At 63.1% G+C, this 22,430-nt stretch carries 22 protein-coding genes and 3 tRNA genes; 7 read left to right on the top strand and 18 right to left on the bottom strand.

The genetic code is table 11. The annotated features are described in order from the left end of the window. The first annotated feature begins 145 nt into the window (after positions 1-145). Positions 146-616 carry a CoA-binding protein gene (locus RA21_RS21230; protein WP_019294641.1) on the top strand — a complete coding sequence of 157 codons (471 nt, stop codon included), beginning with the start codon at positions 146-148 and terminating at the stop codon, positions 614-616. Between the two features lie 229 nt (positions 617-845). On the opposite strand, the gene RA21_RS21235 is transcribed toward RA21_RS21230, so the two are convergent. Beyond that, the gene (locus tag RA21_RS21235; protein ID WP_039152500.1) at positions 846-1,163 is read right to left on the bottom strand and encodes a phosphoribosyl-ATP diphosphatase; all 318 of its coding nucleotides are present in this window, start codon (positions 1,161-1,163) and stop codon (positions 846-848) included. 11 nt (positions 1,164-1,174) lie between these two features. After that, positions 1,175-1,936 (bottom strand): imidazole glycerol phosphate synthase subunit HisF, encoded by a 762-nt coding sequence (gene hisF, locus RA21_RS21240; protein WP_039152502.1) that lies wholly within the window; start codon positions 1,934-1,936, stop codon positions 1,175-1,177. A 215-nt stretch (positions 1,937-2,151) separates the two neighbouring features. Here hisF and RA21_RS21245 point away from each other — a divergent pair, with 215 nt between their 5' ends. Beyond that, positions 2,152-2,598, top strand: coding sequence for a DUF302 domain-containing protein (locus RA21_RS21245; RefSeq protein WP_019294638.1), 447 nt, complete (start codon positions 2,152-2,154; stop codon positions 2,596-2,598). A gap of 2 nt (positions 2,599-2,600) precedes the next feature. On the opposite strand, the gene RA21_RS21250 is transcribed toward RA21_RS21245, so the two are convergent. Continuing rightward, a complete protein-coding gene (locus RA21_RS21250) occupies positions 2,601-2,888 on the bottom strand; it encodes a hypothetical protein (protein ID WP_019294637.1) in 288 nt (95 codons plus the stop codon). 25 nt (positions 2,889-2,913) lie between these two features. Then, a complete protein-coding gene (hisA, locus tag RA21_RS21255; RefSeq protein ID WP_019294636.1) occupies positions 2,914-3,636 on the bottom strand; it encodes a 1-(5-phosphoribosyl)-5-[(5-phosphoribosylamino)methylideneamino]imidazole-4-carboxamide isomerase in 723 nt (240 codons plus the stop codon). 135 nt (positions 3,637-3,771) lie between these two features. Here hisA and RA21_RS21260 point away from each other — a divergent pair, with 135 nt between their 5' ends. Further along, positions 3,772-4,158 carry a DUF2147 domain-containing protein gene (locus tag RA21_RS21260; RefSeq protein ID WP_039152503.1) on the top strand — a complete coding sequence of 129 codons (387 nt, stop codon included), beginning with the start codon at positions 3,772-3,774 and terminating at the stop codon, positions 4,156-4,158. Between the two features lie 18 nt (positions 4,159-4,176). Here the strand turns inward: RA21_RS21260 and RA21_RS21265 are convergent, their stop codons facing one another. Together RA21_RS21265 and RA21_RS21270 are read right to left on the bottom strand one after the other, a co-directional pair. Beyond that, positions 4,177-4,428, bottom strand: coding sequence for a WGR domain-containing protein (locus RA21_RS21265; RefSeq protein ID WP_039152505.1), 252 nt, complete (start codon positions 4,426-4,428; stop codon positions 4,177-4,179). 108 nt (positions 4,429-4,536) lie between these two features. Next, positions 4,537-5,073: a peroxiredoxin-like family protein gene (locus RA21_RS21270; protein WP_039152508.1), complete on the bottom strand. Its 537-nt coding sequence runs from the start codon at positions 5,071-5,073 to the stop codon at positions 4,537-4,539. A 103-nt stretch (positions 5,074-5,176) separates the two neighbouring features. On the opposite strand from RA21_RS21270, the gene RA21_RS21275 reads away from it, so the two are divergent. After that, the gene (locus RA21_RS21275; RefSeq protein ID WP_029204648.1) at positions 5,177-5,908 is read left to right on the top strand and encodes an AraC family transcriptional regulator; all 732 of its coding nucleotides are present in this window, start codon (positions 5,177-5,179) and stop codon (positions 5,906-5,908) included. A 65-nt stretch (positions 5,909-5,973) separates the two neighbouring features. On the opposite strand, the gene hisH is transcribed toward RA21_RS21275, so the two are convergent. After that, positions 5,974-6,612, bottom strand: coding sequence for an imidazole glycerol phosphate synthase subunit HisH (hisH, locus tag RA21_RS21280; protein ID WP_039152509.1), 639 nt, complete (start codon positions 6,610-6,612; stop codon positions 5,974-5,976). A 1-nt stretch (position 6,613) separates the two neighbouring features. After that, positions 6,614-7,201: an imidazoleglycerol-phosphate dehydratase HisB gene (hisB, locus tag RA21_RS21285; RefSeq protein WP_039152526.1), complete on the bottom strand. Its 588-nt coding sequence runs from the start codon at positions 7,199-7,201 to the stop codon at positions 6,614-6,616. Positions 7,202-7,393: 192 nt separating this feature from the next. Here hisB and RA21_RS21290 point away from each other — a divergent pair, with 192 nt between their 5' ends. Beyond that, on the top strand, positions 7,394-7,633 hold the full coding sequence (locus RA21_RS21290; protein WP_019294629.1) for an Lrp/AsnC family transcriptional regulator: 240 nt from the start codon (positions 7,394-7,396) through the stop codon (positions 7,631-7,633). Between the two features lie 371 nt (positions 7,634-8,004). Here RA21_RS21290 and RA21_RS21295 read toward each other — a convergent pair whose 3' ends face one another. The 7 genes from RA21_RS21295 to RA21_RS21325 form a co-directional block, all read right to left on the bottom strand. Further along, on the bottom strand, positions 8,005-9,357 hold the full coding sequence (locus RA21_RS21295; protein ID WP_039152511.1) for an aminotransferase: 1,353 nt from the start codon (positions 9,355-9,357) through the stop codon (positions 8,005-8,007). A gap of 152 nt (positions 9,358-9,509) precedes the next feature. Next, positions 9,510-9,584, bottom strand: a tRNA-Gly gene (locus RA21_RS21300). 144 nt (positions 9,585-9,728) lie between these two features. Then, a tRNA-Gly gene (locus tag RA21_RS21305) sits at positions 9,729-9,803 on the bottom strand. 90 nt (positions 9,804-9,893) lie between these two features. Then, positions 9,894-10,307: a very short patch repair endonuclease gene (locus RA21_RS21310; protein WP_039152515.1), complete on the bottom strand. Its 414-nt coding sequence runs from the start codon at positions 10,305-10,307 to the stop codon at positions 9,894-9,896. Next, positions 10,292-11,194 (bottom strand): NaeI family type II restriction endonuclease, encoded by a 903-nt coding sequence (locus RA21_RS21315; protein ID WP_039152517.1) that lies wholly within the window; start codon positions 11,192-11,194, stop codon positions 10,292-10,294. The genes RA21_RS21310 and RA21_RS21315 overlap by 16 nt, the downstream gene beginning before the upstream one ends. Before the next feature lie 48 nt (positions 11,195-11,242). Continuing rightward, positions 11,243-12,202: a DNA cytosine methyltransferase gene (locus RA21_RS21320; RefSeq protein WP_019297439.1), complete on the bottom strand. Its 960-nt coding sequence runs from the start codon at positions 12,200-12,202 to the stop codon at positions 11,243-11,245. Positions 12,203-12,345: 143 nt separating this feature from the next. Continuing rightward, a tRNA-Gly gene (locus tag RA21_RS21325) sits at positions 12,346-12,420 on the bottom strand. 119 nt (positions 12,421-12,539) lie between these two features. On the opposite strand from RA21_RS21325, the gene RA21_RS21330 reads away from it, so the two are divergent. Continuing rightward, positions 12,540-12,761 carry a hypothetical protein gene (locus RA21_RS21330; RefSeq protein ID WP_019298321.1) on the top strand — a complete coding sequence of 74 codons (222 nt, stop codon included), beginning with the start codon at positions 12,540-12,542 and terminating at the stop codon, positions 12,759-12,761. Positions 12,762-12,974: 213 nt separating this feature from the next. On the opposite strand, the gene RA21_RS21335 is transcribed toward RA21_RS21330, so the two are convergent. The 3 genes from RA21_RS21335 to RA21_RS21345 all read right to left on the bottom strand — a co-directional run bounded on the left by RA21_RS21335 (position 12,975) and on the right by RA21_RS21345 (position 19,767). Next, positions 12,975-16,418, bottom strand: coding sequence for a pyruvate carboxylase (locus RA21_RS21335; RefSeq protein ID WP_039152519.1), 3,444 nt, complete (start codon positions 16,416-16,418; stop codon positions 12,975-12,977). Between the two features lie 322 nt (positions 16,419-16,740). Then, positions 16,741-17,886, bottom strand: coding sequence for an alpha-hydroxy acid oxidase (locus tag RA21_RS21340; RefSeq protein ID WP_039152521.1), 1,146 nt, complete (start codon positions 17,884-17,886; stop codon positions 16,741-16,743). Between the two features lie 81 nt (positions 17,887-17,967). Next, positions 17,968-19,767, bottom strand: coding sequence for a sensor domain-containing diguanylate cyclase (locus RA21_RS21345; RefSeq protein WP_039152523.1), 1,800 nt, complete (start codon positions 19,765-19,767; stop codon positions 17,968-17,970). Between the two features lie 206 nt (positions 19,768-19,973). On the opposite strand from RA21_RS21345, the gene RA21_RS21350 reads away from it, so the two are divergent. Further along, on the top strand, positions 19,974-22,331 hold the full coding sequence (locus RA21_RS21350; RefSeq protein ID WP_039152525.1) for an ATP-dependent helicase: 2,358 nt from the start codon (positions 19,974-19,976) through the stop codon (positions 22,329-22,331). Positions 22,332-22,430 lie beyond the last annotated feature (99 nt).

Here is a 22,430-nt window from a genome sequence, read left to right on the forward strand (position 1 = left end):
TACAGACTGCGGAGTGGAACCACCGCAGATCTTTTTCACTGTCCCTCGTTCCATACCTAGCGCCCGGTTCTTCCGGGCGCTTTTTTGTTTGCTCAGCTCCGAATCCGGCTTTGCGGCGGGTGGCACCGCAGCTAGGGTACGCGGCATGACAGATTACAGCGATGAGCATCTCAAGAAGGTCCTGCAGCGTGCCAAGACAGTGGCCGTGGTGGGCGTGTCGATGAACCCGGTGCGTCCCAGCTACTATGTGGCGCGCTATCTGGGCCTCAAGGGCTACCGTGTGATTCCGGTGAACCCCGGCCATGCCGGCAAGATGCTGTTTGGAGAGGCAGTACGGTCCAGCCTTTCGGATATTGATCTGCCTGTGGACATGGTCGACATCTTCCGCCGCTCAGAGGCAGTGCCGCCCATTGTCGATGAGGCGCTGGAGGCCTTTCCCAAGCTGCAGACCATCTGGATGCAGATCGGGGTTGAACACACAGAGGCCGCCGCCAAGGCCGAGGCGCGCGGCGTCACCGTGATCCAGAACCGCTGCCCCAAAATCGAATACCAGCGCCTGTTTGGTGAGCTGCGCATGGGTGGCTTTGCCACCGGAATCATTTCCTCGAAACTCTGACGGCTGACGCGGGGCTAGGCGCTCCCGCCCGCTGCTGCCGTCCTGCCGGGCGGCCTTCACAGTTGGGCCCGGCGCCGCTGCGCTGCGCAAAGGATTTGCTGAGAAGCCCTTGAAGGGCAGGTTTGCCCTCTAGGTCCTGGCTGAGTTTGCTCAAGACCGCGCGTCAAGGACAAGCCGCGCGTGCCGCGCGGAGGCTGCGCCTCCCTTGACCCGCCGCCGGACCCGTTTGTCAGTCCTTGGGGCGGCTGGCCTTCTCGGCAATGCCGCTGAGACCTTGCCGCTCGGCCAGCACCTGCAGCACGTCGTCCAGCGCCACATCACGGGCGGCCAGCATCACCAGGAAATGATACAGAACATCGGCACCTTCGGACGCGAGCCCTGCCTTGTTATCCTTCACCGCCTCGATGATCGCCTCAATGGCTTCCTCGCCGAATTTCTCGGCGCATTTCTCCGGCCCTTTGGCCAGCAGCTTGGCCGTCCAGCTGGTCTCCGGGTCGGTGTCCTTGCGAGACAGGATGGTGGCTTCGAGATCGTGCAGCAGGCTCATCACATGCCCCTTCAGTTCAGCCGCATCGGGATGCCGGCGGCAGCCATGTGGTCCTTGGCTTCCTGGATGGTGAATTCGCCGAAGTGGAAAATCGAAGCCGCCAGCACCGCGCTGGCACCGCCCTTGGTCACGCCTTCTACCAGGTGATCCAAATTGCCGACGCCGCCCGAGGCGATCACCGGTACGTCCACCGCATCGGAAATCGCCTTGGTCAGCGGCAGGTTGAAACCGGATTTGGTGCCGTCGCGGTCCATTGACGTCAGCAGGATTTCCCCCGCGCCCTTGGCTGTCACCAGCCTGGCGAACTCCACCGCGTCGATGCCGGTCGGCTTGCGGCCGCCGTGGGTGAAAATCTCCCAGCGGCCGGGCTCCACCGTCTTGGCGTCAATGGCGCAGACGATGCACTGGCTGCCGAACTGATCCGCGGCCTCGGCAATCACGTCCGGGTTTGCCACTGCGGCCGAGTTGAAAGAGACCTTGTCAGCACCCGCCAGCAGCAGCGCGCGCACATCTTCCTTGGTCCTGACGCCGCCGCCCACGGTAAGCGGCACAAAGCACTGCTCGGCGGTGCGCTGGACCATGTCGAACATGGTGCCGCGGTTTTCATGGGTTGCGTGAATGTCGAGAAAGCATATCTCATCCGCGCCCGCCGCATCATAGGCCTTGGCGCATTCCACCGGGTCGCCCGCATCGCGCAGGCCGACAAAGTTGACGCCCTTGACCACGCGCCCGTCAGCGACGTCGAGACAGGGGATGATGCGGGTTTTCAGCATGGATCGTGCCTTTCAAGCTGCTTGCCCCGTGGGTACGCAAACCAAAAGGCAAGCGCAACAGATATGGCGGGGGATGCGCGTTTTGGTCCTGACTGTCGGCGGAGGAAGCATCCGCGTGGAACCGCCGGAACGGGCTGGTCTCGCAGATTTGAGTTGCCTGCCCGGCCTGCCTGCCCGGATCATGGATGGACGCCGTGACATTTGGAGACTTCGTTATGACAAAATCCCTTGTTCTTGCAGGCGCCGTTGCGCTCGCCTCTGCACTCCCCGCCGCCGCTGAACTGGTGACTGTGCAAAGCCAGAAATCCGTCGGTGAAACCATGGATGCGCTGCAGGCCGCGGTGGAGGGTGCGGGCGCGACTGTCTTTGCCCGGGTGGACCATGCCGCAGGCGCGCAGAATGCAGCACTGGAGCTGAGCCCGTCCCAGCTCCTGATCTTCGGCAATCCGAAACTCGGCACTCCGGCGATGCAGGCAGACATGCGGGCGGGGCTCTACCTGCCGCTCAAGGTGCTGGCGTATGAGGATGGGGACGGCCAGGTCTGGCTGACTTATCAGGATCCAGGCGAAATGCTCTCTGGCCTCGACATCCCGGCTGACGCGGCGTTTATCGCCAAGATGCAGGGCGCCTTGGGCAAGCTGACCGCAAAAGCAGCCGAGTAGCCTCAGCGCCGCGCTGCCAGATAGCGTGACAGCGCAATCGCCAGCCCCCACAGCAGCCCGGCCCCCATGGAGACCGGGCCAAAAATCAGCGGCCCCCAGGCGGCAAGGACACCCATGGTATAGGCGGTCTCGCCCAAGTCCTGGCCCAGCACCACGCAGGGGTTGGCAAACCCTTCGTGAATTTCGCAATCAAAGCCAAACCCCAGCAGCATCACAAAGGCAATGCACAAGAGCCACAGGACAATCGGCCCAATGGTCAGGATGGCCAGAACTCGGCGGACAAGGCGCATGGGTTTTCCCTTCGCCAGTAAGGTGTCAGGCTTTCAGAACCGCCAGCGCCTCTTTCAGGTCAATGGCGCCATCATAGAGCGCCCGGCCTGAAATCGCACCATTGAGAGGCGCGCCGCAGGATTTCAGCGCCCTGAGGTCATCCAGCGATGACACGCCGCCGGAGGCAATCACCGGAATGCTGACCGCATTGGCCAGATCGGCGGTGGCTTCCACATTCGGGCCCTTCATCGCACCGTCGCGCAGGATGTCGGTATAGATGATCGCGGCAACGCCCGCGTCCTCAAAGGATTTGGCGAGGTCGGTGACCATCACGTCGGTCTCCTCGGCCCAGCCCTTGGTTGCGACCTTGCCGTTGCGGGCATCGATGCCAACAGCAACCTTGCCGGGGAACTCCCGCGCAGCCTCGCGCACCAGCTCCGGGTTCTCCACCGCCACGGTGCCCAGGATGACCCGGGCCAGGCCCTTGCTGATCCAGCGCTCGATGGTCGCCATGTCGCGGATGCCGCCGCCCAGCTGTGCGGGCACCTTGGTCTGCTTCAGGATCTCCTCCACCGGTGCCGCATTCACCGGCTCGCCAGCAAAGGCGCCGTTCAGGTCCACCAGATGCAGCCACTCGCAACCCGCCTCGACAAACTCCAGCGCCTGCGCGGCGGGGTTGTCATTGAACACAGTGGTCTTGTCCATCTCGCCATGCAGCAGGCGCACGGCCTGGCCGTCTTTGAGGTCAATCGCGGGGTAGAGGATCATCCGGGCGGTCCTTCGTGAAATCAAGCTGGCGGTGTTTTGCACAACGTAAGGGCAGATTGCAACGCGACCCGAAGTCAACCTTGCCTCAAAGACGGCATCAGGGACAGGCTGCCTGAAAAACAGGGAGGAAATGGAATGAAACATCTTCTGGCAGGCATTGCTGTCGCCTTGGGACTGGCAGGCGCCGCAGCGGCGGACCCGGTTCTGGGCGTCTGGAAGACGGAAGCAGATGACGGCTCCTATGCTCATATCCAGATGGCGAAATGCGGCGCAGCGGTCTGCGGCAAGATCGCCCGTACCTTCAACAGCGAAGGCGAGTACAAATCTCCGAACATCGGCAAGACGCTGGTGATCGACATGGTGCCGAACGGCGACGGCTCCTATGAGGGCAAGGTATGGCGCCCGTCCAACGACAAGATCTACACCGGCAAGATGGATCTGGCGGGCAGCTCTCTGGCCTTGCGCGGCTGCGTCGCGGGCGGGCTGATTTGCTCCAAGCAAACCTGGACCCGGGTCCAGTAAGCACCTTGAGGGCTGCCGCTACAGCAGCCCCAGCTGCACCGGGATCGGCGCATAGCCGCGTTTCAGCTGCCGGTCCCGGAAGCGCTCGAATATTGCTTGCGCCTCGGCCTGCGCCGCGAAATAGGTCCGCTTCTGTGCGCCGCCCGGAGCATTCAGAGGCCCCGAGACACGCTCAACACACCAGTCGCCGAACAGCGTCGGCGTCAGGCTCAGCAAGCAATACCGGTGCTTGCCTTCGGCGTGGTCGTATTTCTCGAAACGGATGTGCAAGGGGGGCTGCTGCAGTGACAAGAGGTCCGCCCCGTATGCCTCGAAGCGGACCTCTTGTCTATTGCTCAAACCGGTGAATTGTACCGGCCCCGGCGGCAGCTGTGACGGTTACACATCACCGGTGTATTCACCGCGCGCCGGGTAGTTGTTGGGGATGGCGAAATCCAGCGCCGCCACCAGTTCCGCGAAATGCGGGCGCACAAACGGCATGGTCTGCACCGAGCCGTAATAGAGCGTCTGTTCCGGCGTCACCATGAACAGGCCGGGCTCGGAGAACAGCGCCGGCTCCTCGATCCCGATCGAGGTCTTGCCGCGCGAGGTTGAGATATAAAGCCCCCATTCCTTGGCCACGGACAGCGGCAGGTCATAGCCGAACCGCAGTTCCTTGGCCTCGATCTTGTCGGCCATCGCGCGGGTACGCTCCTCGCCGTCGGAGCTGATCGCGATGCAGTTGACGCCGCGCTCGGCAAAGGCCGCAACCTTCTTCTCGAATTCCTTCAGATAGGTGGCGCAGATCGGGCAGTGCAGACCGCGGTAGAAACAGATCACGGTGCCGCGCTCGGCATTTTCCGAGGACAGGTCGAACTGGCCGTGGTCCAGCGTCGGCAGGGTCAGGTCCGGGGTCTTCTGGCGGGGGATCAGCATGTGATTGGTCCTTGTGAGCGGTGTGAGTGGTGGTGCTTGCCTGAATGTATTGCGCAGTTTAATGTCCGGAAAATCCGAAAAACATGATGGAAACACCGAAAGCATGGACCGCCTCACGACTTTAATGGACCGTTTTCAGCTCGCCGTGCAGGCCGCCGTCCCGGGCCGCGCCAACCTGATCGCCCTGGCAAACGCGGCAGGAGAGCCTGTGCGGATCCTCTACCGCACCCGCAGCCCGCTGTCGGAGCCTGCTCCGGGTGCGGTCATGTGGGCGGCGCGGGTGGAATGGTCGGGGCAAAGCAACCCGTTCCTGGCCGCCCTGCCGCCGGTGGTGGAGTATGACGTGTCCGGCAATGCCGAGGCGCAGGGGCTGGTTAGGCTGATGCGGGACGAGGCAGAGGGCCAGCACTGCGGCGCGCAATCGGTGATCAACCGGCTGGGCGAGGTTCTGATGGTGCGCCTGTTGCGCAACCAGATCCAGAAAGGCGCGACAGAGCCGGGGCTGCTGGCGGGCCTCGCCGATCCGCGCCTCAGCCGCGCCATCGTGGCGATGCATGATCACCCCGGCAGGCTCTGGACCAATGCCGATCTGGCGCAGGAGGCGGGGTTGTCGCTGTCGCGCTTTGCGGAACTCTTCGCGGCAGAGGTGGGCGAAACCCCGATCGGCTACCTGCGCCGCTGGCGGCTGATCCTGGCGCACCAGGACCTTGCGCGCGGCGATAGGGTGGAGGCGGTGGCACGCCGCTATGCCTATACCAGCCCCGAGGGCTTTACCCGCGCCTTCCGCAAGGCCTATGGCGTCGCGCCGGTTTCGCTGAGGACGGCTGCTGCATAGCGCCCCTAACTTCACCTTTGCTCTAATACTCCCGCCGGAGGCAACGGCGCATCAGCGCCGTCCCCTTACGGTTTCCAGGTCAGGAAGTTGCCGATCATCCGCAGGCCGGTGGTCTGGCTTTTCTCCGGGTGGAACTGCATTCCCACCATCGTGTCGCGGCCGATGACCGCGGTCACGTCGCCGGCGTAATCCACATGCGCCAGCCGTTCCGCCGGGGTCGCCACGCGGAAATGGTAGGAATGCACAAAATAAACGTGATCACCGCTCTGGATGCCGTCAAACACCGGGTGGGAGTGATCGATTACCAGATCGTTCCAGCCCATATGCGGCACCTTCAGGGAGGCATCCGCGGGCGTGATCTTCACCACATCACCACCAACCCAGCCGAGGCCCGGTGTCTCCTGATACTCATGCCCGGTGGTCGCCATCAGCTGCATGCCGACACAGATACCCAGGAACGGACGGCCCTTCTGCTCCACCGCCTCGACCAGAGCGTCATAGATGCCCTTGTGGCCGCGCAGTTCAGCCGCGCAGGCAGGGAAGGCGCCATCGCCGGGCAGCACCAGCCGGTCGGCGCGGGCCACCACATCGGCGTCAGAGGTTACCACGACCTCGCCCGCATCCATCTCCCGCGCCATACGCTGGAACGCCTTCTCGGCCGAGTGCAGGTTGCCGGATTCGTAATCGATAATTGCGGTCAGCATCTCAGAGCGCGCCCTTGGTCGACGGAATCGCATCCGCCTTGCGCGTATCGGTCTCCACCGCCAGCCGCAGCGCGCGGGCCACTGCCTTGAAGCCCGCCTCGGCGATGTGGTGGCTGTTGAATCCGTGGATCTGGTCGATATGCAGGGTGATGCCGCCGTGGGTGCTGAGCGCCTGGAAAAACTCGCGCACCAGCTCGGTGTCAAAGGTGCCGATTTTCTGGGTCGGCAGCTCCACATTCCAGATCAGGAAGGGGCGCGCCGACAGGTCCAGCGCACAGCGCACCTGGGCGTCATCCATCGGCAGGTGGCACTCGCCGTAACGGCGGATGCCTTTCTTGTCCCCCAGCGCTTGCACCAGCGCCTGACCCAGCGCGATGCCGGTGTCCTCCACCGTGTGGTGGTCGTCGATGTGGTAATCGCCCTTGGCGCGAATGGTCATGTCGATCAGCGAATGGCGCGCCAGCTGGTCCAGCATGTGGTCGAAAAAGCCAACCCCGGTCTGGTTGTCGTAAACCCCGGTGCCGTCGAGGTTGATCTCGACCGAAATATCGGTTTCCGCGGTCTTGCGGGTCACTTTGGCGGTACGCATCAGCGGCTTATCCTTCGTCATGCTGCAAGAACTTCAATTCTGCCTGGGCGCTTATAGGGCGGGCAGGGGGCATGGCTCAAGTGCGGCATTGTGCAAGGGGGGCAACCTGTTGCAGCAATCCCGGTCTCTTGCGCCGGGATGCGCCGCGTGCGAGCTTGGGCGAAAATCCGTGACCATTCAAAAGGGCCGCCCATGTCCACCTGCGTCTTTGTCCAGATCCGCTGCAAACCCGGCACTACCTACAAGGTGGCCGAGGAGATTGCCCTGCGCGAAATCCATTCTGAGCTTTACTCCACCAGCGGCAACTTCGACCTGCTGATGAAGCTCTACATTCCGTCGGGCGAGGATGTTGGCAAATATATCAACGACCAGCTGTTGCAGATCGACGGGATCGAACGGTCGCTGACCACCATGACCTACAAGGTGTTCTGAAAGGTCAAAGAAAGCCCCCCGCAGCTGCCCGGGCTGCGAGGGGCATTGAGGGTCCCCGGTCCCCAACGGAACTCGTGACCGGAACAGGTGCCCGGTCTGCTGTCAGCAGGCTGAGATTCGGCGCAGAGCGCTTAAGCGGTCACAAAACGGACCCTTGCAGTGGTATCTCTGGCAGATGGACCGGCAATGCCGGTGCGGCGTGTCATAATTAAAATCTCGGTCTGAAACAAACTGTGTGAAGTGTAGCGGATTTGAGCAGAAAAATCGACCCGCTTGACGAGGGGTGATTAACCTCTTGCGCAGCAGACACTTAACGGAAAACGCCCCGGACAGGCCGGGGCGTCTCACGGAAATTTGTCAGGTCGCTGGCTTCAGCCTGCAATCAGCCCCTGCGCCTTCAGCTCCCCATAGGCGCTGTCGACCGCGGTTTTCATCCGCGCCAGCATGTCATTGACCTCTTCCTTGGTGATGATGATCGGGGGGCAGAGCGCCAGCGCGTTGCCGGCCACCGCCCGCAAGATCAGACCGTTCTCCTGGCAGGCCTTCTGCGCGGCGGCGCCTGCGGCCCCTTTGTCAAAGCTGGCGCCGGTGGTCTTGTTCGACACCAGCTCCAGCGCCGCAATCAAGCCCTTGCCGCGAACTTCGCCGACCAGCGGATGATCAGTGAAAACCTCGCGCAACTGCGCCTGCATATAGGCACCCACTTCGGCGGCGTGCTCGAACAGGTTGTCACGCTCATAGATTTCAAGCGTCTTCAGCGCCGCTGCACAGGCTGCCGGGTGACCGGAATAGGTATAGCCGTGGCCGAACACGCCGACCTCATTGGTCTGGTCGATCATCGCCTCGTACATGTAGCCGGGAATGACCGAGGCGGAGATCGGAAAATAGGCAGAGCTCAGCTGCTTGGCGAATGTCATCAAGTCCGGCTTGATGCCCATGGTGGTGCAGCCGAAATCGGCGCCGGTCCGGCCAAAGCCGCAGATCACCTCATCGGCCCAGACTAGAATGCCATGCTTGCGCAACAGCGCCTGCAGCTTCTCGTAATAGCCTTCCGGCGGTACGATCACGCCGGACGCGCCGGTGATCGGCTCGACAATCATCGCTGCGATGGTGTCGGGGTCCTCGGCCAGGATCTGCTCTTCCAGGTTATGGATGATCCGGTCGACAAACTGCTCCTCGGTCTCATTGCCCCGGCGACCGGTGTAATAATGCGGCGCGTCAGAACGCAGAATGTGCAGCGCTTCCAGCGGCGCGTCGAAATGCGCCAGATTCGCGGGCAGGGAGGTCAGCGAGCCGGCGGCGACAGTCACACCGTGATAGCCGCGCTCGCGGGTGATGATCTTGCGCTTCTCCGGCTTGCCGATGGCGTTGAAGTAATAGCGCAGCATCTTGTAGTGGGTGTCATTGGCGTCCGAACCCGAGTTACCAAAGAAGATATAGGCATCCTCCACCGGCACCATCGCCTTCAGCTTCTCGGCCAGCTCCATGATCGGCTTGTGGGTCTTGCCGCCGAATGTGTGGGTGAACGGCAGCTTGTGCAGCTGCTCGGTGATCGCGTCCATTACCTCAGTATTGCTGTAGCCCAGCGAAGTGCACCACAGGCCTGCCAGCCCTTCGATATATTTGTTGCCGTCGGTGTCATAGACATGGATGCCTTCGCCGCGGTCCAGGCACAGCTGTTCGGTCGCGGTGAAATTGGTGGTGGGGTAGATGACTGGGGCCATGGCCAAACTCCTGCGATGATCTGCCCGTGAGCATTGTTTGGCAGTAGCATTGGCCTGTTTTTCAGCCCGCGTCAAAGGAATTTGATCAAATTTCACGAGGGTGCCTGAAAAAGCGAAAGGCCGCCCCGGAAGGCGGCCTTTTCGTTTCCCGATGGAGCGGGCGATGAGATTCGAACTCACGACCCTTACCTTGGCAAGGTAATGCTCTACCCCTGAGCTACGCCCGCGCTGCCATCCGGTGACGCGGTGAATAGGAAATCCGCGCGCAACCCGCAAGCGGAAAATGAAAGGATGGTGAAGAAAATGCCGCCGATGCCGCGGCGCAGAAAAGCGAAAGGCCGCCCTGAAGGACGGCCTGTTCCGCTTTCGAATGGAGCGGGCGATGAGATTCGAACTCACGACCCTTACCTTGGCAAGGTAATGCTCTACCCCTGAGCTACGCCCGCGCTGCCATTCGGTGAAGCGGTGTTTAGGGATTTCCCAAACGGGCCGCAAGTGGAAAATTCCGAAACCTAGCAAGTATCTGTGGATAATCGTTATTCTTCCGTTTCAAGGAACTGTGTGAGGCGTTTTTCCAAGGCAGCAAGATCCTTGCTCTCGCATTCCCAGATGGTCAGCACCTGCCAGCCTGCCGCCTGCAGCGCGGCCAGATGCTCCGCGTCACGTTCCGCATTGCGCAGCAGCTTGGGTTCCCAATAGTCGCGGCGCGTTGCCGGGATGCGCCCGTCGCGGCAGTCATGCAGATGCCAGAAGCAGCCATGCACAAAGATCACCTTGCGGCGCGGCCCGAACACCAGATCTGGCTTGCCCGGCAGGTCTTTGCGGTGCAGGCGGTATCGGATGCCCATCCCATGCACCATCCGCCGCACCAGCATTTCCGGCTTGGTGTTCTTGGCGCGGATCTTGGCCATATTGGCGCTGCGCCGTTCCGGTGTCAGCTTGTCGGCCACGCGATGGGATGCCCTGATTGTCCGGCCATGCGGGCATGGTACTCCGTTTCAATCCGGCAGGAAATGAATTCGCTGGCCGCACAGGGCGGCAGATCCAGCGCCTTGATCAGCTGGGCATCCTTGCGCCCCTCCAGCACCACAATCTGCTCCCGCCCCAGAATGTCGCGGGTGCCATGGCCGCCGTCGGCGCGGATGCGGCGCATGAAATCCTTCTGCTGCGCCACCGCCTCCACCGCAGCGCGGGGAATCGGGCGGCGCTGCATCAGCCGGAACAGTGTGGCCATGCGGGCGTTGCCTGTGTCGCAGCCAAATATCTCCTCGACTGCATCCGCATCTGCAGTGCGCCAGAAGTTGGCGGGGTAGGGGTGGTCCTTCAGCAGCCATTGGATGTGCTTGAACCCTTCGGCAGAAATGGTGCGCTTAGCATCCTTGTTCTGGCCTGCGGTCAGATACTCGGGCCGCGCCACGATCAGCCCCAGATAACAGCGCGCCCGCGCCTCGTCCGCGGCCACCAGCAGGCAGGCGCTGCCCACCGCTTCAGTTGGGATCATCCAGTTGCTGCCCATGGTGTGCTTGATGTCCACGTCATGGCCCAGGATCACGGTATCCAGCCGTCCCTTCCGCAGGCCCAGCAGCGCCCGCAGTTCAATCTCCACCCGGGTGCCGATGTATGTCTTCTCGGTCTTCTCCAGCTCTTCGTAGGACCGCCGCCCGGTCTTGGGCGTCATGATCACATCGTCGATGCAGTCGCGCAGCATGAAGGCCACGTCATGCTCAAGTGCCAGCAACCCGCCGGCGCGCTGGGTGATCTCCATCTCAAGGTGGAGCAGAACGTTGAAATCCTGGTGGTCGAAATCAACAAGGCTGTCGGGAATGTTCTGTTTCATGGCTGCTGCTGTCCAACGATCCGCAAGACAGCGGGGGCAGGAAACGGATTACGCCCGCACGGCATGCAGCTTCGGCTTGGCAATCGCCGCCTTCAACTCCCGCGCCACCGCCTCTGCCACCGGCGGCGGGAAGGCGTTGCCCACCTGGCGGTAGGCATTGGTCTTGGCGCCGGTGAAATGCCATGAGTCCGGAAACCCCTGGATACGCGCGACCATCCGCACCGTCAGACGCGGCATGTCGTTGTGGAAGGGATCCGGCGCCTCATTCGCAATGGTGCGTCCTTCAACCCCCAGCGCCGCCCAGGCGCGCCGCGCACGGGTCGGACCCAGATCGGGCCCCCCGTGTTTCTTGGAGCCGCCGACGATGGTTGGCGCGATCTCATCTGCTTTGGCGGCCCAGTCGTCCGCCCCGCGCCAGCCGCGCTCCTTCATCAGGTCCACTAGGGTTGCGCCCACGGTCGGCGGATTGTGCGGCAGCGGCTCAGGCCAGTTGAACTGGCTGGCAAATTCCTTGCGCAGGGCAACAATTGCCACCCGTGGCCGCAGCTGCGGCACGCCGAAATCGGAGGCATTGAGCAAGCGCCAGTCGGTTTCATAGCCCAGTTTCGAGAGCTGTTTCTTCAGCTTTTCGCGGTAGTCATGAAACACCGCATCCAGAAAGCCGCGCACGTTTTCAATCATCACCGCGCGAGGGCGGGTGGCATCGACGATCTCAATCGCATCATCGAACAGGTTGCGCTCGTCCTTCTCGCCCAGCTGCTTGCCCGCGACCGAAAACGGCGGGCAGGGCAGGCCGCCGGCCAACAGGTCGATGCCTTTGTAGTCGCCCGCGACGTCCTTGAACTTGCGCACGTCCTCTTCCAGCACGTTCCACGCGGGGCGGTTGTGGCGCAGGGTGGCGCAGCAGTGCTTGTCGATCTCAACCAGCGCCGTGTGGTCAAAGCCCGCCGCCTCGAGACCGAGGGCCTGGCCGCCCGCACCTGCGCATAGTTCTACCGATGTCAGCATTCTGCTCTGCCCGCCCGTTTCTGTTCTTGCTCTGTTCCTAAGCGGTAAAGCGATTCCGCACAAGGTTTTCTGCACCCGGCCAGACTATGCGGAAATGCCGAAAAGCGAAAGGCCGCCCTAAGGGCGGCCTGTCCGTTTCCCGATGGAGCGGGCGATGAGATTCGAACTCACGACCCTTACCTTGGCAAGGTAATGCTCTACCCCTGAGCTACGCCCGCGCTGCCATCCGGTGAGCGGTGAAATAGGGTCTCGGGGGCTAAGCTGCAAGAGGAAAATCGGCAATGGAAGAAAAAAATCTGCATCGGCAGCGACGGAAAGCCAAAGGACGTGCGTTTGATTGGCGAAGAAGAAGATTTTCAGGGAGATTGAGCCCATGCCGTGCAAGGATTACCTGCGGATCGCCAGCTTGGCGGCCGCGATTGCCCTGGGGCTATTTGTGCACAGTGATCATCACTTCAGCACACCTCAGGCGGACAGCTGGGCGGGGCAGTTCGAGGCGGTTAAGCCAGTGCAGGTTGAAACCATGACCCTGCCGGCTCCAGCCGCCTTAAAGGCCTGACAGCGAAGCAATCCGTTTCCCGGCGCGGGAAACGGCCAAAATCCTGCGAGGATTTTCGGCTGCCGGCGACGCCGGTTTTCCGCGCCGGTAAATTGGCCGGAATTCGCGCCGAATTCCGCCTCCTGAAAACGCGCCGAATTCCGCCTCCTGAAAAAAAGAAAAGGGCGCCCCGCCATCCGGCGGGACGCCCTCTGTTGAGTTCAGCCTTGCAGCTTATTCCAGCTCGACCAGCAGGTCCTTGGCGTCAATCTGGCCGCCGGCCTGAACATGCACCGCCTTCACCACCGCGTCGCGCTCGGCGTGGATGCCGGTCTCCATCTTCATCGCTTCGATGGTCAGCAGCATATCACCTTCATGCACTTGCTGGCCCACCTGAACCGCGACAGATGCCACAACACCGGGCATCGGTGCGCCGACGTGGTTCGGGTTGCCCGCTTCCGCCTTGGGGTTGGCCTGGGTTGAGGCCTTCACCAGACGGTTCGGCACCCGGATCACCCGCGGCTGGCCGTTCAGCTCGAAGAAGACCTTCACTTCGCCCTTCTCGTCGGTTTCGGAAATCGCCTGCAGGCGGATTTCCAGGGTCTTGCCCGGATCAATCTCGGCGGTGATCTCCTCACCCGGCTCCATGCCATAGAAGAAGGTCTTGGTCGGCAGGGTGCGCACCGGGCCGTACTGGCGGTGGCGGCCCATGTAGTCGAGGAACACCTTGGGGTACATCAGGTAGCCGTTCAGGTCCTCGTCATCGACGGTGAAGCCTTCCAGCTGCTTGGAGAGATCCGCACGGACCGCCTCCAGGTCAACCGGCTCCAGATGCGCGCCGGGGCGCTCGGTGTTGGGCGCTTCGCCCTTCAGCACCTTGGCGACGATGCCGTCCGGGAAGCCGCCCGGGGGCTGGCCCAGGTTGCCGCGCATCATGTCGACGACCGAGTCGGGGAAGGCCACGTCGGTCTTGGGATCCTCGACCTCATCACGGGTCAGGCCCTGGGAGACCATCATCAGCGCCATGTCGCCAACCACCTTGGACGACGGAGTCACCTTCACGATATCGCCGAACATCTGGTTCACGTCAGCATAGGTCTGCGCCACGTCGGCCCATTTCTCTTCCAGACCCAAGGAGCGCGCCTGCGCCTTCAGGTTGGTGAACTGGCCGCCCGGCATCTCGTGCAGGTACACTTCCGAAGCCGGGGCTGCGAGGCCGCTTTCAAACGCCGCATACTGCGCCCGCACCTGTTCCCAGTAGCCGGAGATCTCGCGCACCTTGGCAATGTCGATGCCGGTGTCGCGGTCGGTGTTGCGCAGGGCCTCGACTATCGAACCCAGGCAGGGCTGCGAGGTGCCGCCGGAGAAGGCGTCCATCGCCGCATCCACCGCATCCACGCCGGCATCCGCCGCCGCCAGGATGGTGGCACCGGCCACGCCGGAGGTGTCGTGGGTGTGGAAGTGGACCGGCAGGCCGACCTCTTCCTTCAGCGCCTTGACCAGCTGGCGGGCCGCGGCGGGTTTCAACAGGCCCGCCATGTCCTTCAGGCCCAGGATGTGGGCACCGGCGGCCTCCATCTCCTTCGCCATGCCGACATAATACTTGAGGTCGTACTTGGCGCGGTTCGGATCCAGGATATCGCCGGTGTAGCAGATGGTGCCTTCGCAGACCTTGCCGCTCTCGACCACTGCATCCATCGCAACGCGCATGTTCTCGACCCAGTTCAGCGAGTCGAAGACGCGGAACACGTCGACGCCGGTCTCCGCGGCCTGGCGCACGAACTCCTGCACCACATTGTCCGGATAGTTGGTGTAGCCGACGCCGTTGGAGGCGCGCAGCAGCATCTGGGTCATCAGGTTCGGCATCCGCTCGCGCAGGTCGCGCAGGCGCTGCCAGGGACATTCCTGCAGGAACCGGTAGGCCACGTCAAAGGTCGCACCGCCCCAGCATTCGACCGAGAACAGCTGGTTCAGGTGCTGCGCATAGGCCGGCGCCACTTTGATCATGTCGATCGAGCGCATCCGGGTCGCCAGCAGCGACTGGTGGCCGTCGCGCATGGTGGTGTCGGTCAGCAGCAGCTGGCGCTGCGCCTTCATCCAGTCGGCCACGGCCTGCGCGCCTTTCTGCTCCAGCAGATTGCGGGTGCCATAAGGCAGATTGCCCACATCCGCCTTCGGTGCGCGCGGCTCCTTCAGGTCGGCAGCGGGGGCCGCCCGGCCTTCTGTCTCCGGGTGGCCGTTCACGGAGATATCCGCGATATAAGTCAGCACCTTGGTGCCGCGGTCGCGCCGTTTCTTGAACTGGAACAGGTCCGGGGTCTCGTCGATGAACTTGGTTGTGTATTCATTCGACAGGAAGGTCGGGTGCTTCAGCAGGTTCTCGACAAAGGCGATGTTGGTGCTGACACCACGCACCCGGAATTCGCGCAGCGCGCGGTCCATGCGAGCAATCGCCTTCTCCGGGGTCGGCGCCCAGGCGGTCACTTTGGTCAGTAGCGAGTCATAATAGCGGGTGATCACGCCGCCCGCATATGCGGTGCCGCCGTCCAGGCGGATGCCCATGCCGGTGGCGGAACGGTAGGCGGTGATGCGGCCGTAGTCCGGGATGAAATTGTTCAGCGGATCTTCGGTGGTCACGCGGGTCTGCAGCGCGTGGCCATTCAGGCGGATGTCGCCCTGGCTGGCCTTGCCGGTTGCCTCAGCAATGGTCTTGCCTTCGGCGATCAGGATCTGCGCCTGCACGATGTCGATGCCGGTGACCTCTTCAGTCACGGTATGCTCCACCTGCACCCGCGGGTTCACCTCGATGAAGTAGAACTTGCCGTCGTTCATATCCATCAGGAATTCGACGGTGCCCGCGCATTCATAGTTCACATGCTGGCAGATCTTGCGGCCCAGGTCGCACAGCTCGGCGCGCTGTTCTTCGCTCAGGTACGGGGCAGGCGCGCGCTCAACCACTTTCTGGTTGCGGCGCTGCACCGAGCAGTCGCGTTCATAGAGGTGGTAGATCTCACCGTGCTTGTCGCCCAGAATCTGCACCTCGACGTGGCGGGCGCGGGTGATCATCTTTTCCAGGTAGCCCTCGCCGTTGCCAAAGGCGGCTTCCGCCTCGCGGCGGCCTTCCAGAACCTTCTCTTCCAGCTCCTTCTCGGCGTGGATCGGACGCATGCCGCGGCCGCCGCCGCCCCAGGAAGCTTTCAGCATCAAGGGGTAGCCGATCTCCGCTGCTTCCTTGCGGATCGCGTCCATGTCGTCGCCCAGCACCTCGGTCGCCGGAATGACCGGCACGCCGGCCGCAATCGCCACCTTGCGGGCAGAGGCCTTGTCACCCAGCGCGCGCATGGTTTCGGCCTTGGGACCGATAAAGGTGATGCCGTTGCGGGCGCAGGCGTCCACGAAATCCGGGTTTTCCGACAGCAGGCCGTAACCGGGGTGGATCGCGTCAGCACCGCTTTCCTTGGCAACGCGGATGATCTCGTCGATCGACAGGTACGCCGCAACCGGCCCCATGCCTTCGCCGATCCGGTAGGCTTCGTCCGCCTTGAACCGGTGCAGGCCGAGCTTGTCCTCCTCGGCATAGACGGCGACGGTGCGTTTGCCCATTTCGTTGGCGGCGCGCATCACGCGGATCGCGATCTCGCCACGGTTGGCAATCAGGATTTTTTTGAAGTCGGTCATGTCACCCTCGGGGTCCGTGCAAGTTGGTGCAGTGTTAGGCGGATATTATCGAACCGCACAACAGTAGTTCTGGGTATTTCCGGCATGATTGCGCTCTCAAGCGGCTTGTCCTTTCCTTTCTGGCCTCGTTTTTGGGGGTTCCTGACTTTGCAATTTACCGCATTGCTCGGCGCTAACATTTGCAGATTCTGCAGAAATTCTGCACATGCAGCATGATTTTGTAACTTTTTTTGTTGCGGTGCAGCGCAAAGTGACGCTGCGTGTGCGTCATTTTGGCGCAATTCGTGCGAATTCGCGCAAAAAGCGCCGGCCGGGTGCGCAATCAGCCCAGTTGACGGGTTTGCAATCCGCATGCCCCGGCCAGGCTGGACAGGCCCAGCTGGCCCATATTGGCCTCCAGGTCCTTGGCCAGGATGCTGATCAGATGCGCCGGCCCGGCACTTCCCAGGGCCGCCAGCGCATAGTGGAAGGCACGCCCCAGCATGACGAAATCCGCACCCAGCGCCAGCGCCCGCAGGATGTCCAGCCCGCCCCCGATGCCGCTGTCAAAGACCACCGGCACGGTGACGGCCTCGCGGATCTCCGGCAGCAGGCTGATGGCAGGCGGGCAGCCGTCGAACTGGCGGCCGCCGTGGTTCGACAGCCAGATGGCATCTGCGCCGGCCTCCTGCAGCCGCTGCGCATCCGCAGCCCGCTGCACGCCTTTGATGATCAGCGGTCCGTCCCAGTTGCGCCGCAGCCAGTGCACGTATTCCCAGTCGGGGGAGGTGCGCAGCAGGTAACCGATATGCGCCGTTGGCGGCAGGTTGGCCTGTTCGCCGCTGATGTATTTGTCCAAGGTCCGCATATGCGGCATCCCGGCCCGCGCCATCCCCAGCGCCCAGGCAGGCCGCATGGCGATCTGGGCCAGCAGACGCGGGGTCAGCCGCGGCGGCTGCGTCAGGCCGGAACGCGTCTGCCGTTCCCGGCGCGAGGCCACCGGCACATCCACGGTCAGCACCAGGGTGCGGAACCCGGCGTCCTTCGCCCGCGCCAGCATATCGGCACGGATGCCTTCATCCTTGGGCGGGTACAGCTGGAACCAGGCATTTGCCCCCAGATGCGGCGCCAGGTCCTCAGGCGATTGGCTGGCCACGGTGGACAGGCAATAGGGAATGCCTGCCGTTCTGGCGCTGCGGGCCAGGATGCCCTCCGCATCCGGCCAGATCAGCCCGGACATGCCGACAGGAGCGACCCCGAAGGGGAAAGCGTGCTTCGTGCCCAGCAGATCAACGGACAGGTCGGTCTCCAGCGGCCCGTGCAGCACCGAGGGCAGCATGCCGATCCGGTCCAGCCCGGCGCGGTTCTGCGCCTTGGCGGATTCAATGCCTGTGCCGCTGTCCAGATACTCCCAGACAAACTTGGGCAGCCGCTGCCGGGCGCGGCGTTTCAGGTCATCCAGGCCCGGATATGTCTGATGCAGATCCATCTGCGCATTGGTACGCGCCGTGAACGATTGTGCAAGGCAAAGTGCCGGCGCCTGCAACGGGTGCTGGCGGCCAGCCGAGGCTTACGCCGCGCCTTTCTGCCGGTCCTCAGCATCCTCTGCGCTGTCTGCAACTGGCAGCGCTGCCGGGTTGCGGGGCAGGGGGCTGGCGCCTTCGGCGACGCAGACCTGGTTGCGGCCCTTGGCTTTCGCCTCATACAGCGCCTCATCCGAGGCGCGCAGCAGATCCTGCGGCATGGTGCCGTGCGCCGGGTAATGGGCCACCCCGAGTGAGATCGAGATCCGCGGCAGCGCCTTTTCACCATAGCGCACCACCACGTCCTCAATGGACTGGCGCAGCAGCTCCGCCTTGGTGATGGCATCTTCCGGGCTCACGCCAGGCAGCAGCAGCGCGAACTCCTCGCCGCCGGGGCGGCAGGCCACCTCGTCGCCATCGCAGGCCTGCTCCATCGCGGCGCCAACAGCGCGCAGCACCATGTCGCCGGCATCATGGCCGTGGTTATCGTTGAACTTCTTGAAGTGATCGACGTCGATCGACACCACGCTCAGCGGCTTGCCGCTGTTCTGGCTGGCCCCCACGAACTTGCGCAGGGATTCGGTCATGTGGCGGCGGTTGAACAGCCCGGTCAGCGAATCGCGCACCGACTGGTCGTGCAGCTGATCGCGCATCTTCACGTTGGCAATCGCCATGCTGATCTGCTCGGCGCACATTTGCGCCAGCTGCTTGCAGCCGGCAAAATCCCCGGCCCGGCTGGGCCGCGCCCGCAGATGCATCAGGCCCACCGTCTCGCCATGCGCCAGAATCGGAAAGCAGAAATAGGGGCGCCCGTCGTGCGGTTCTGCATGGGCACAGGTGAACTCGACTTCCGAGGCGCCGAACTCATAGGTCCGCCCGCGGCGCAGGCCCCAGCACTCGCCTGGCTGGATATGGTCCTTGTGGCTGCCGCCGTTCCAGCTGGAGCATCCATCCAGCACATCACGCGAATTAGAGAACACATAGATGCTGCCTTCTGCATCCGGCAGCAGATGGCCCATGAACTCCGACACCATGTCAAACAGCTCACCCAGCGAGCGGCAGGATTGCAGCCACTCGTTCAGTTCGCCCAGCAGCTTCACCTCCCGCGCCAGTTGCAGCTGGTTCGCCATTGCCTCCTGATCGCGGGCAGAGCGTTCCTCAACCTGGCGCAGGCTGCGGCGGTTGGCCTTGAAGACGACAACCGACACGATGGTCATCGCCGCCACTGTCACCAGCGAAATCAGCGCCAGCGAGATCCGGACGCGGGTGATGAAGGTGTTCCGGATATCGGTGATGTCCGAATAGAACTCAATGGCGCCAATGAAAATGCCGTCGTGCAGCACCGGGGAATAAACCTCTGCCACCTCGCGCTCCGGGATCGACCCGTCCGCATTGGCCGCGGTGCGCAGCCCGTCCACCTCTGTCGCGGGCTTTTCCTCATGCTTGTAATAAACCAGCCCTTGCGAGACGACGGACTGAAAATACGGCTTGGTGTTGCGCTCACCGATTTCCTCGGGCCGCGTCGACCAGAAGATAGTGCCATCCGCCTCAAACAGTTTCAGCCGGTACACATCCGAGGTTTCCGGCACCAGGCCCAGGTATTCCTGGTCGTGCTCATCCAGATCACCCAGCACAAAGGCATCCTTGCTGTTATCAAGATGCAGCAGAACCGCCCGCCGCCAGGTGTCGGCCTGCTTTCGCAGGTCCGCTTCCAGCATCCGGTCCACAATGGGTGCCGGCACAGAATAGACCGCCCAGGCGCTCAGGCCGGCCGCCGCCAGCAGCAGCGGCAGCATCGAAAATGTTTTGAGCTTGGATATCAGCTTCCGGGCCGTCCCCTGTGTCATGGTGGTCCTCTGGCATTGGGCGTTTGCGCTAGAATTGCGCGTTAGCCTTTACAGAACATGAAGACACCGGCCTGCGCTTGTGCCGAATAGGCAAAATGCAAGTGAAAGCAGGTCTTGACGCCGGGCGCGGATACTACGGGCGGACAAGTGAACAGACTGTGAACGTCCTCTTTCCGCCGGACCTGAATCACGCTAGGATCACGGCCATGAGCAGTTTTGACGAAATGGACGCCTTTGAGGGCGCATCGCTGTCGTCCCGCGCCATGGGCGCGCGGGTGATGCCCTATTTGGACACGCTGAATCCCGCCCAGCGGGAGGCGGTGGAATGCCTCGACGGACCGGTGCTGATGCTGGCCGGCGCCGGAACCGGCAAGACCAAGGCGCTGACCACCCGCATCGTGCATCTCCTCAGCACCGGCCGCGCGCGCCCGAACGAGATCCTGTCGGTGACCTTTACCAACAAGGCCGCCCGCGAGATGAAGGAGCGGGTGGCAGGCATGCTCGGCCAGGCGGTCGAAGGCATGCCCTGGCTCGGCACCTTCCACTCGATCTGCGTCAAGCTGCTGCGCCGCCATGCTGAGCTGGCGGGGCTGAAATCGAACTTCACCATTCTCGACACCGATGACCAGATCCGGCTGCTGAAACAGCTGATCCAGGCCGCAGGCATAGACGACAAACGCTGGCCTGCGCGGATGCTGGCAAACATCATCGACGATTGGAAAAACCGCGCCCTGACGCCGGAGAAGGTCCCCGCAGGCGACGCCAGCGCCTACAACAACCGCGGCACCGAGTTCTACGCTTTGTATCAGACCCGCCTGCGCGAGCTGAACGCGGTCGATTTCGGCGACCTGCTCCTGCACATGGTGACAATCTTCCAGAACCACCCCGACGTGCTGGAGCAGTACCAGCGCTGGTTCCGCTACATCATGGTGGATGAATACCAGGATACCAACGTCGCCCAGTACCTCTGGCTGCGGCTGCTTGCCGGTGCGCACAAGAACGTCTGCTGCGTTGGCGACGACGACCAGTCGATCTACGGCTGGCGCGGCGCCGAGGTCGGCAACATCCTGCGGTTCGAGAAGGATTTTCCCGGCGCCATGGTGGTGCGGCTGGAGCAGAACTACCGCTCCACCGGCCATATCCTCGCCGCCGCCGCGGGCGTGATCCGCGGCAATGCCGGCCGTCTGGGCAAGGAGCTGTGGACCGACGCGGGCGATGGCGAGAAGGTCCGGCTTATCGGCCACTGGGATGGCGAGGAAGAGGCCCGCTGGATCGGCGAAGAGATTGAATCGATGCAGCGCGGCACCCGTGGACAGTCTCCCCTCGGCCTCAACAGCATGGCCATCCTGGTCCGCGCCTCCCACCAGATGCGCGCGTTTGAGGACCGCTTCCTCACCATCGGCCTGCCGTACCGGGTGATCGGCGGCCCGCGCTTCTATGAGCGGATGGAGATCCGCGATGCCATGGCCTATTTCCGCGTTGTGGTCTCGCCTGATGACGGTCTGGCGTTTGAACGCATCGTCAACACGCCAAAACGCGGCCTTGGCGACAAGGCGCAGCAGACCATCCAGATGGTTGCCCGCGAGAACAACGTCTCGCTGGTGGAGGGCGCCCGGCTGGCAGTTGAAGGCGGCCATATCAAGGGCAAGGGCGCAGGCAAGCTGCGCGAACTGGTCGAGGGCATTGCCCGCTGGGGCCGCATGGCCGGCGACGCGGACATCACCCATATGGAGCTGGCGGAGATCATCCTCGACGAGTCCGGCTACACAACCATGTGGCAAAACGACAAAAACCCGGATTCGCCCGGTCGGCTGGAGAACCTCAAGGAGCTGGTCAAGGCGCTGGAAAGCTTCGAGAACCTCCAAGGCTTCCTCGAGCACGTCAGCCTGGTGATGGACAATGACAAGCAGGACGCGGATGAGAAGGTCTCGATCATGACCCTGCACGCCGCCAAGGGCCTGGAGTTCCCCGCTGTTTTCCTGCCGGGCTGGGAGGATGGGCTGTTCCCCTCGCAGCGCTCGATGGACGAAAGCGGCCTGAAAGGCTTGGAGGAAGAACGCCGCCTGGCCTATGTCGGCATCACGCGGGCAGAGCAGATCTGCACCATCTCCTTTGCCGGCAACCGCCGGGTGTTCGGCCAGTGGCAGTCGCAGCTGCCCTCCCGCTTCATTGACGAACTGCCGGAGGAGCACGTCGAGGTGCTGACTCCGCCGGGCCTCTACGGCGGCGGCTACGGCGCGGCGGCTCCAGGTGCCGCACAAGTCCGCTCCACCATCGACGAGCGCGTGGCACAGGCCGACGGCTACAACTCCCCCGGCTGGAAACGGATGCAGGCCCGTGCAGGGCAGTACGGCATGTCTCAGCCCAAGGAGAGCAGGAACACGGTGATCGACCTCACCGCCACCTCCAGCTTCACGATGGGGGAGCGGGTGTTCCACCAGAAGTTCGGCTATGGCGCCATCACCGGCATCGAGGGCGACAAGCTTGAAGTGGACTTCGAGAAGGCAGGCCCCAAGAAAGTGGTGGCCAAGTTTGTGACCGCCACCGACGACGTGCCGTTCTGAAACATCCATCTGCATCGGGATGACCGCCGGATCGGATCGCGCAGCGATCCGATCCGGGCGCAGGCGCGGCGGGCAGCACTGCTGCCCGCCGCGCCTGCG

Source organism: Leisingera sp. ANG-DT (assembly GCF_000813785.1).
Classification (GTDB): domain Bacteria; phylum Pseudomonadota; class Alphaproteobacteria; order Rhodobacterales; family Rhodobacteraceae; genus Leisingera.

Bases quoted from the DNA above. Each gene is read 5' to 3' on its own strand.
- RA21_RS21230 (WP_019294641.1), top strand. From the start codon at position 146: ATGACAGATTACAGCGATGAGCATCTCAAGAAGGTCCTGCAGCGTGCC.
- RA21_RS21235 (WP_039152500.1), bottom strand. From the start codon at position 1,163: ATGAGCCTGCTGCACGATCTCGAAGCCACCATCCTGTCTCGCAAGGAC.
- hisF (WP_039152502.1), bottom strand. From the start codon at position 1,936: ATGCTGAAAACCCGCATCATCCCCTGTCTCGACGTCGCTGACGGGCGC.
- RA21_RS21245 (WP_019294638.1), top strand. From the start codon at position 2,152: ATGACAAAATCCCTTGTTCTTGCAGGCGCCGTTGCGCTCGCCTCTGCA.
- RA21_RS21250 (WP_019294637.1), bottom strand. From the start codon at position 2,888: ATGCGCCTTGTCCGCCGAGTTCTGGCCATCCTGACCATTGGGCCGATT.
- hisA (WP_019294636.1), bottom strand. From the start codon at position 3,636: ATGATCCTCTACCCCGCGATTGACCTCAAAGACGGCCAGGCCGTGCGC.
- RA21_RS21260 (WP_039152503.1), top strand. From the start codon at position 3,772: ATGAAACATCTTCTGGCAGGCATTGCTGTCGCCTTGGGACTGGCAGGC.
- RA21_RS21270 (WP_039152508.1), bottom strand. From the start codon at position 5,073: ATGCTGATCCCCCGCCAGAAGACCCCGGACCTGACCCTGCCGACGCTG.
- RA21_RS21275 (WP_029204648.1), top strand. From the start codon at position 5,177: ATGGACCGCCTCACGACTTTAATGGACCGTTTTCAGCTCGCCGTGCAG.
- hisH (WP_039152509.1), bottom strand. From the start codon at position 6,612: ATGCTGACCGCAATTATCGATTACGAATCCGGCAACCTGCACTCGGCC.
- hisB (WP_039152526.1), bottom strand. From the start codon at position 7,201: ATGCGTACCGCCAAAGTGACCCGCAAGACCGCGGAAACCGATATTTCG.
- RA21_RS21290 (WP_019294629.1), top strand. From the start codon at position 7,394: ATGTCCACCTGCGTCTTTGTCCAGATCCGCTGCAAACCCGGCACTACC.
- RA21_RS21295 (WP_039152511.1), bottom strand. From the start codon at position 9,357: ATGGCCCCAGTCATCTACCCCACCACCAATTTCACCGCGACCGAACAG.
- RA21_RS21315 (WP_039152517.1), bottom strand. From the start codon at position 11,194: ATGAAACAGAACATTCCCGACAGCCTTGTTGATTTCGACCACCAGGAT.
- RA21_RS21320 (WP_019297439.1), bottom strand. From the start codon at position 12,202: ATGCTGACATCGGTAGAACTATGCGCAGGTGCGGGCGGCCAGGCCCTC.
- RA21_RS21335 (WP_039152519.1), bottom strand. From the start codon at position 16,418: ATGACCGACTTCAAAAAAATCCTGATTGCCAACCGTGGCGAGATCGCG.
- RA21_RS21340 (WP_039152521.1), bottom strand. From the start codon at position 17,886: ATGGATCTGCATCAGACATATCCGGGCCTGGATGACCTGAAACGCCGC.
- RA21_RS21345 (WP_039152523.1), bottom strand. From the start codon at position 19,767: ATGACACAGGGGACGGCCCGGAAGCTGATATCCAAGCTCAAAACATTT.
- RA21_RS21350 (WP_039152525.1), top strand. From the start codon at position 19,974: ATGAGCAGTTTTGACGAAATGGACGCCTTTGAGGGCGCATCGCTGTCG.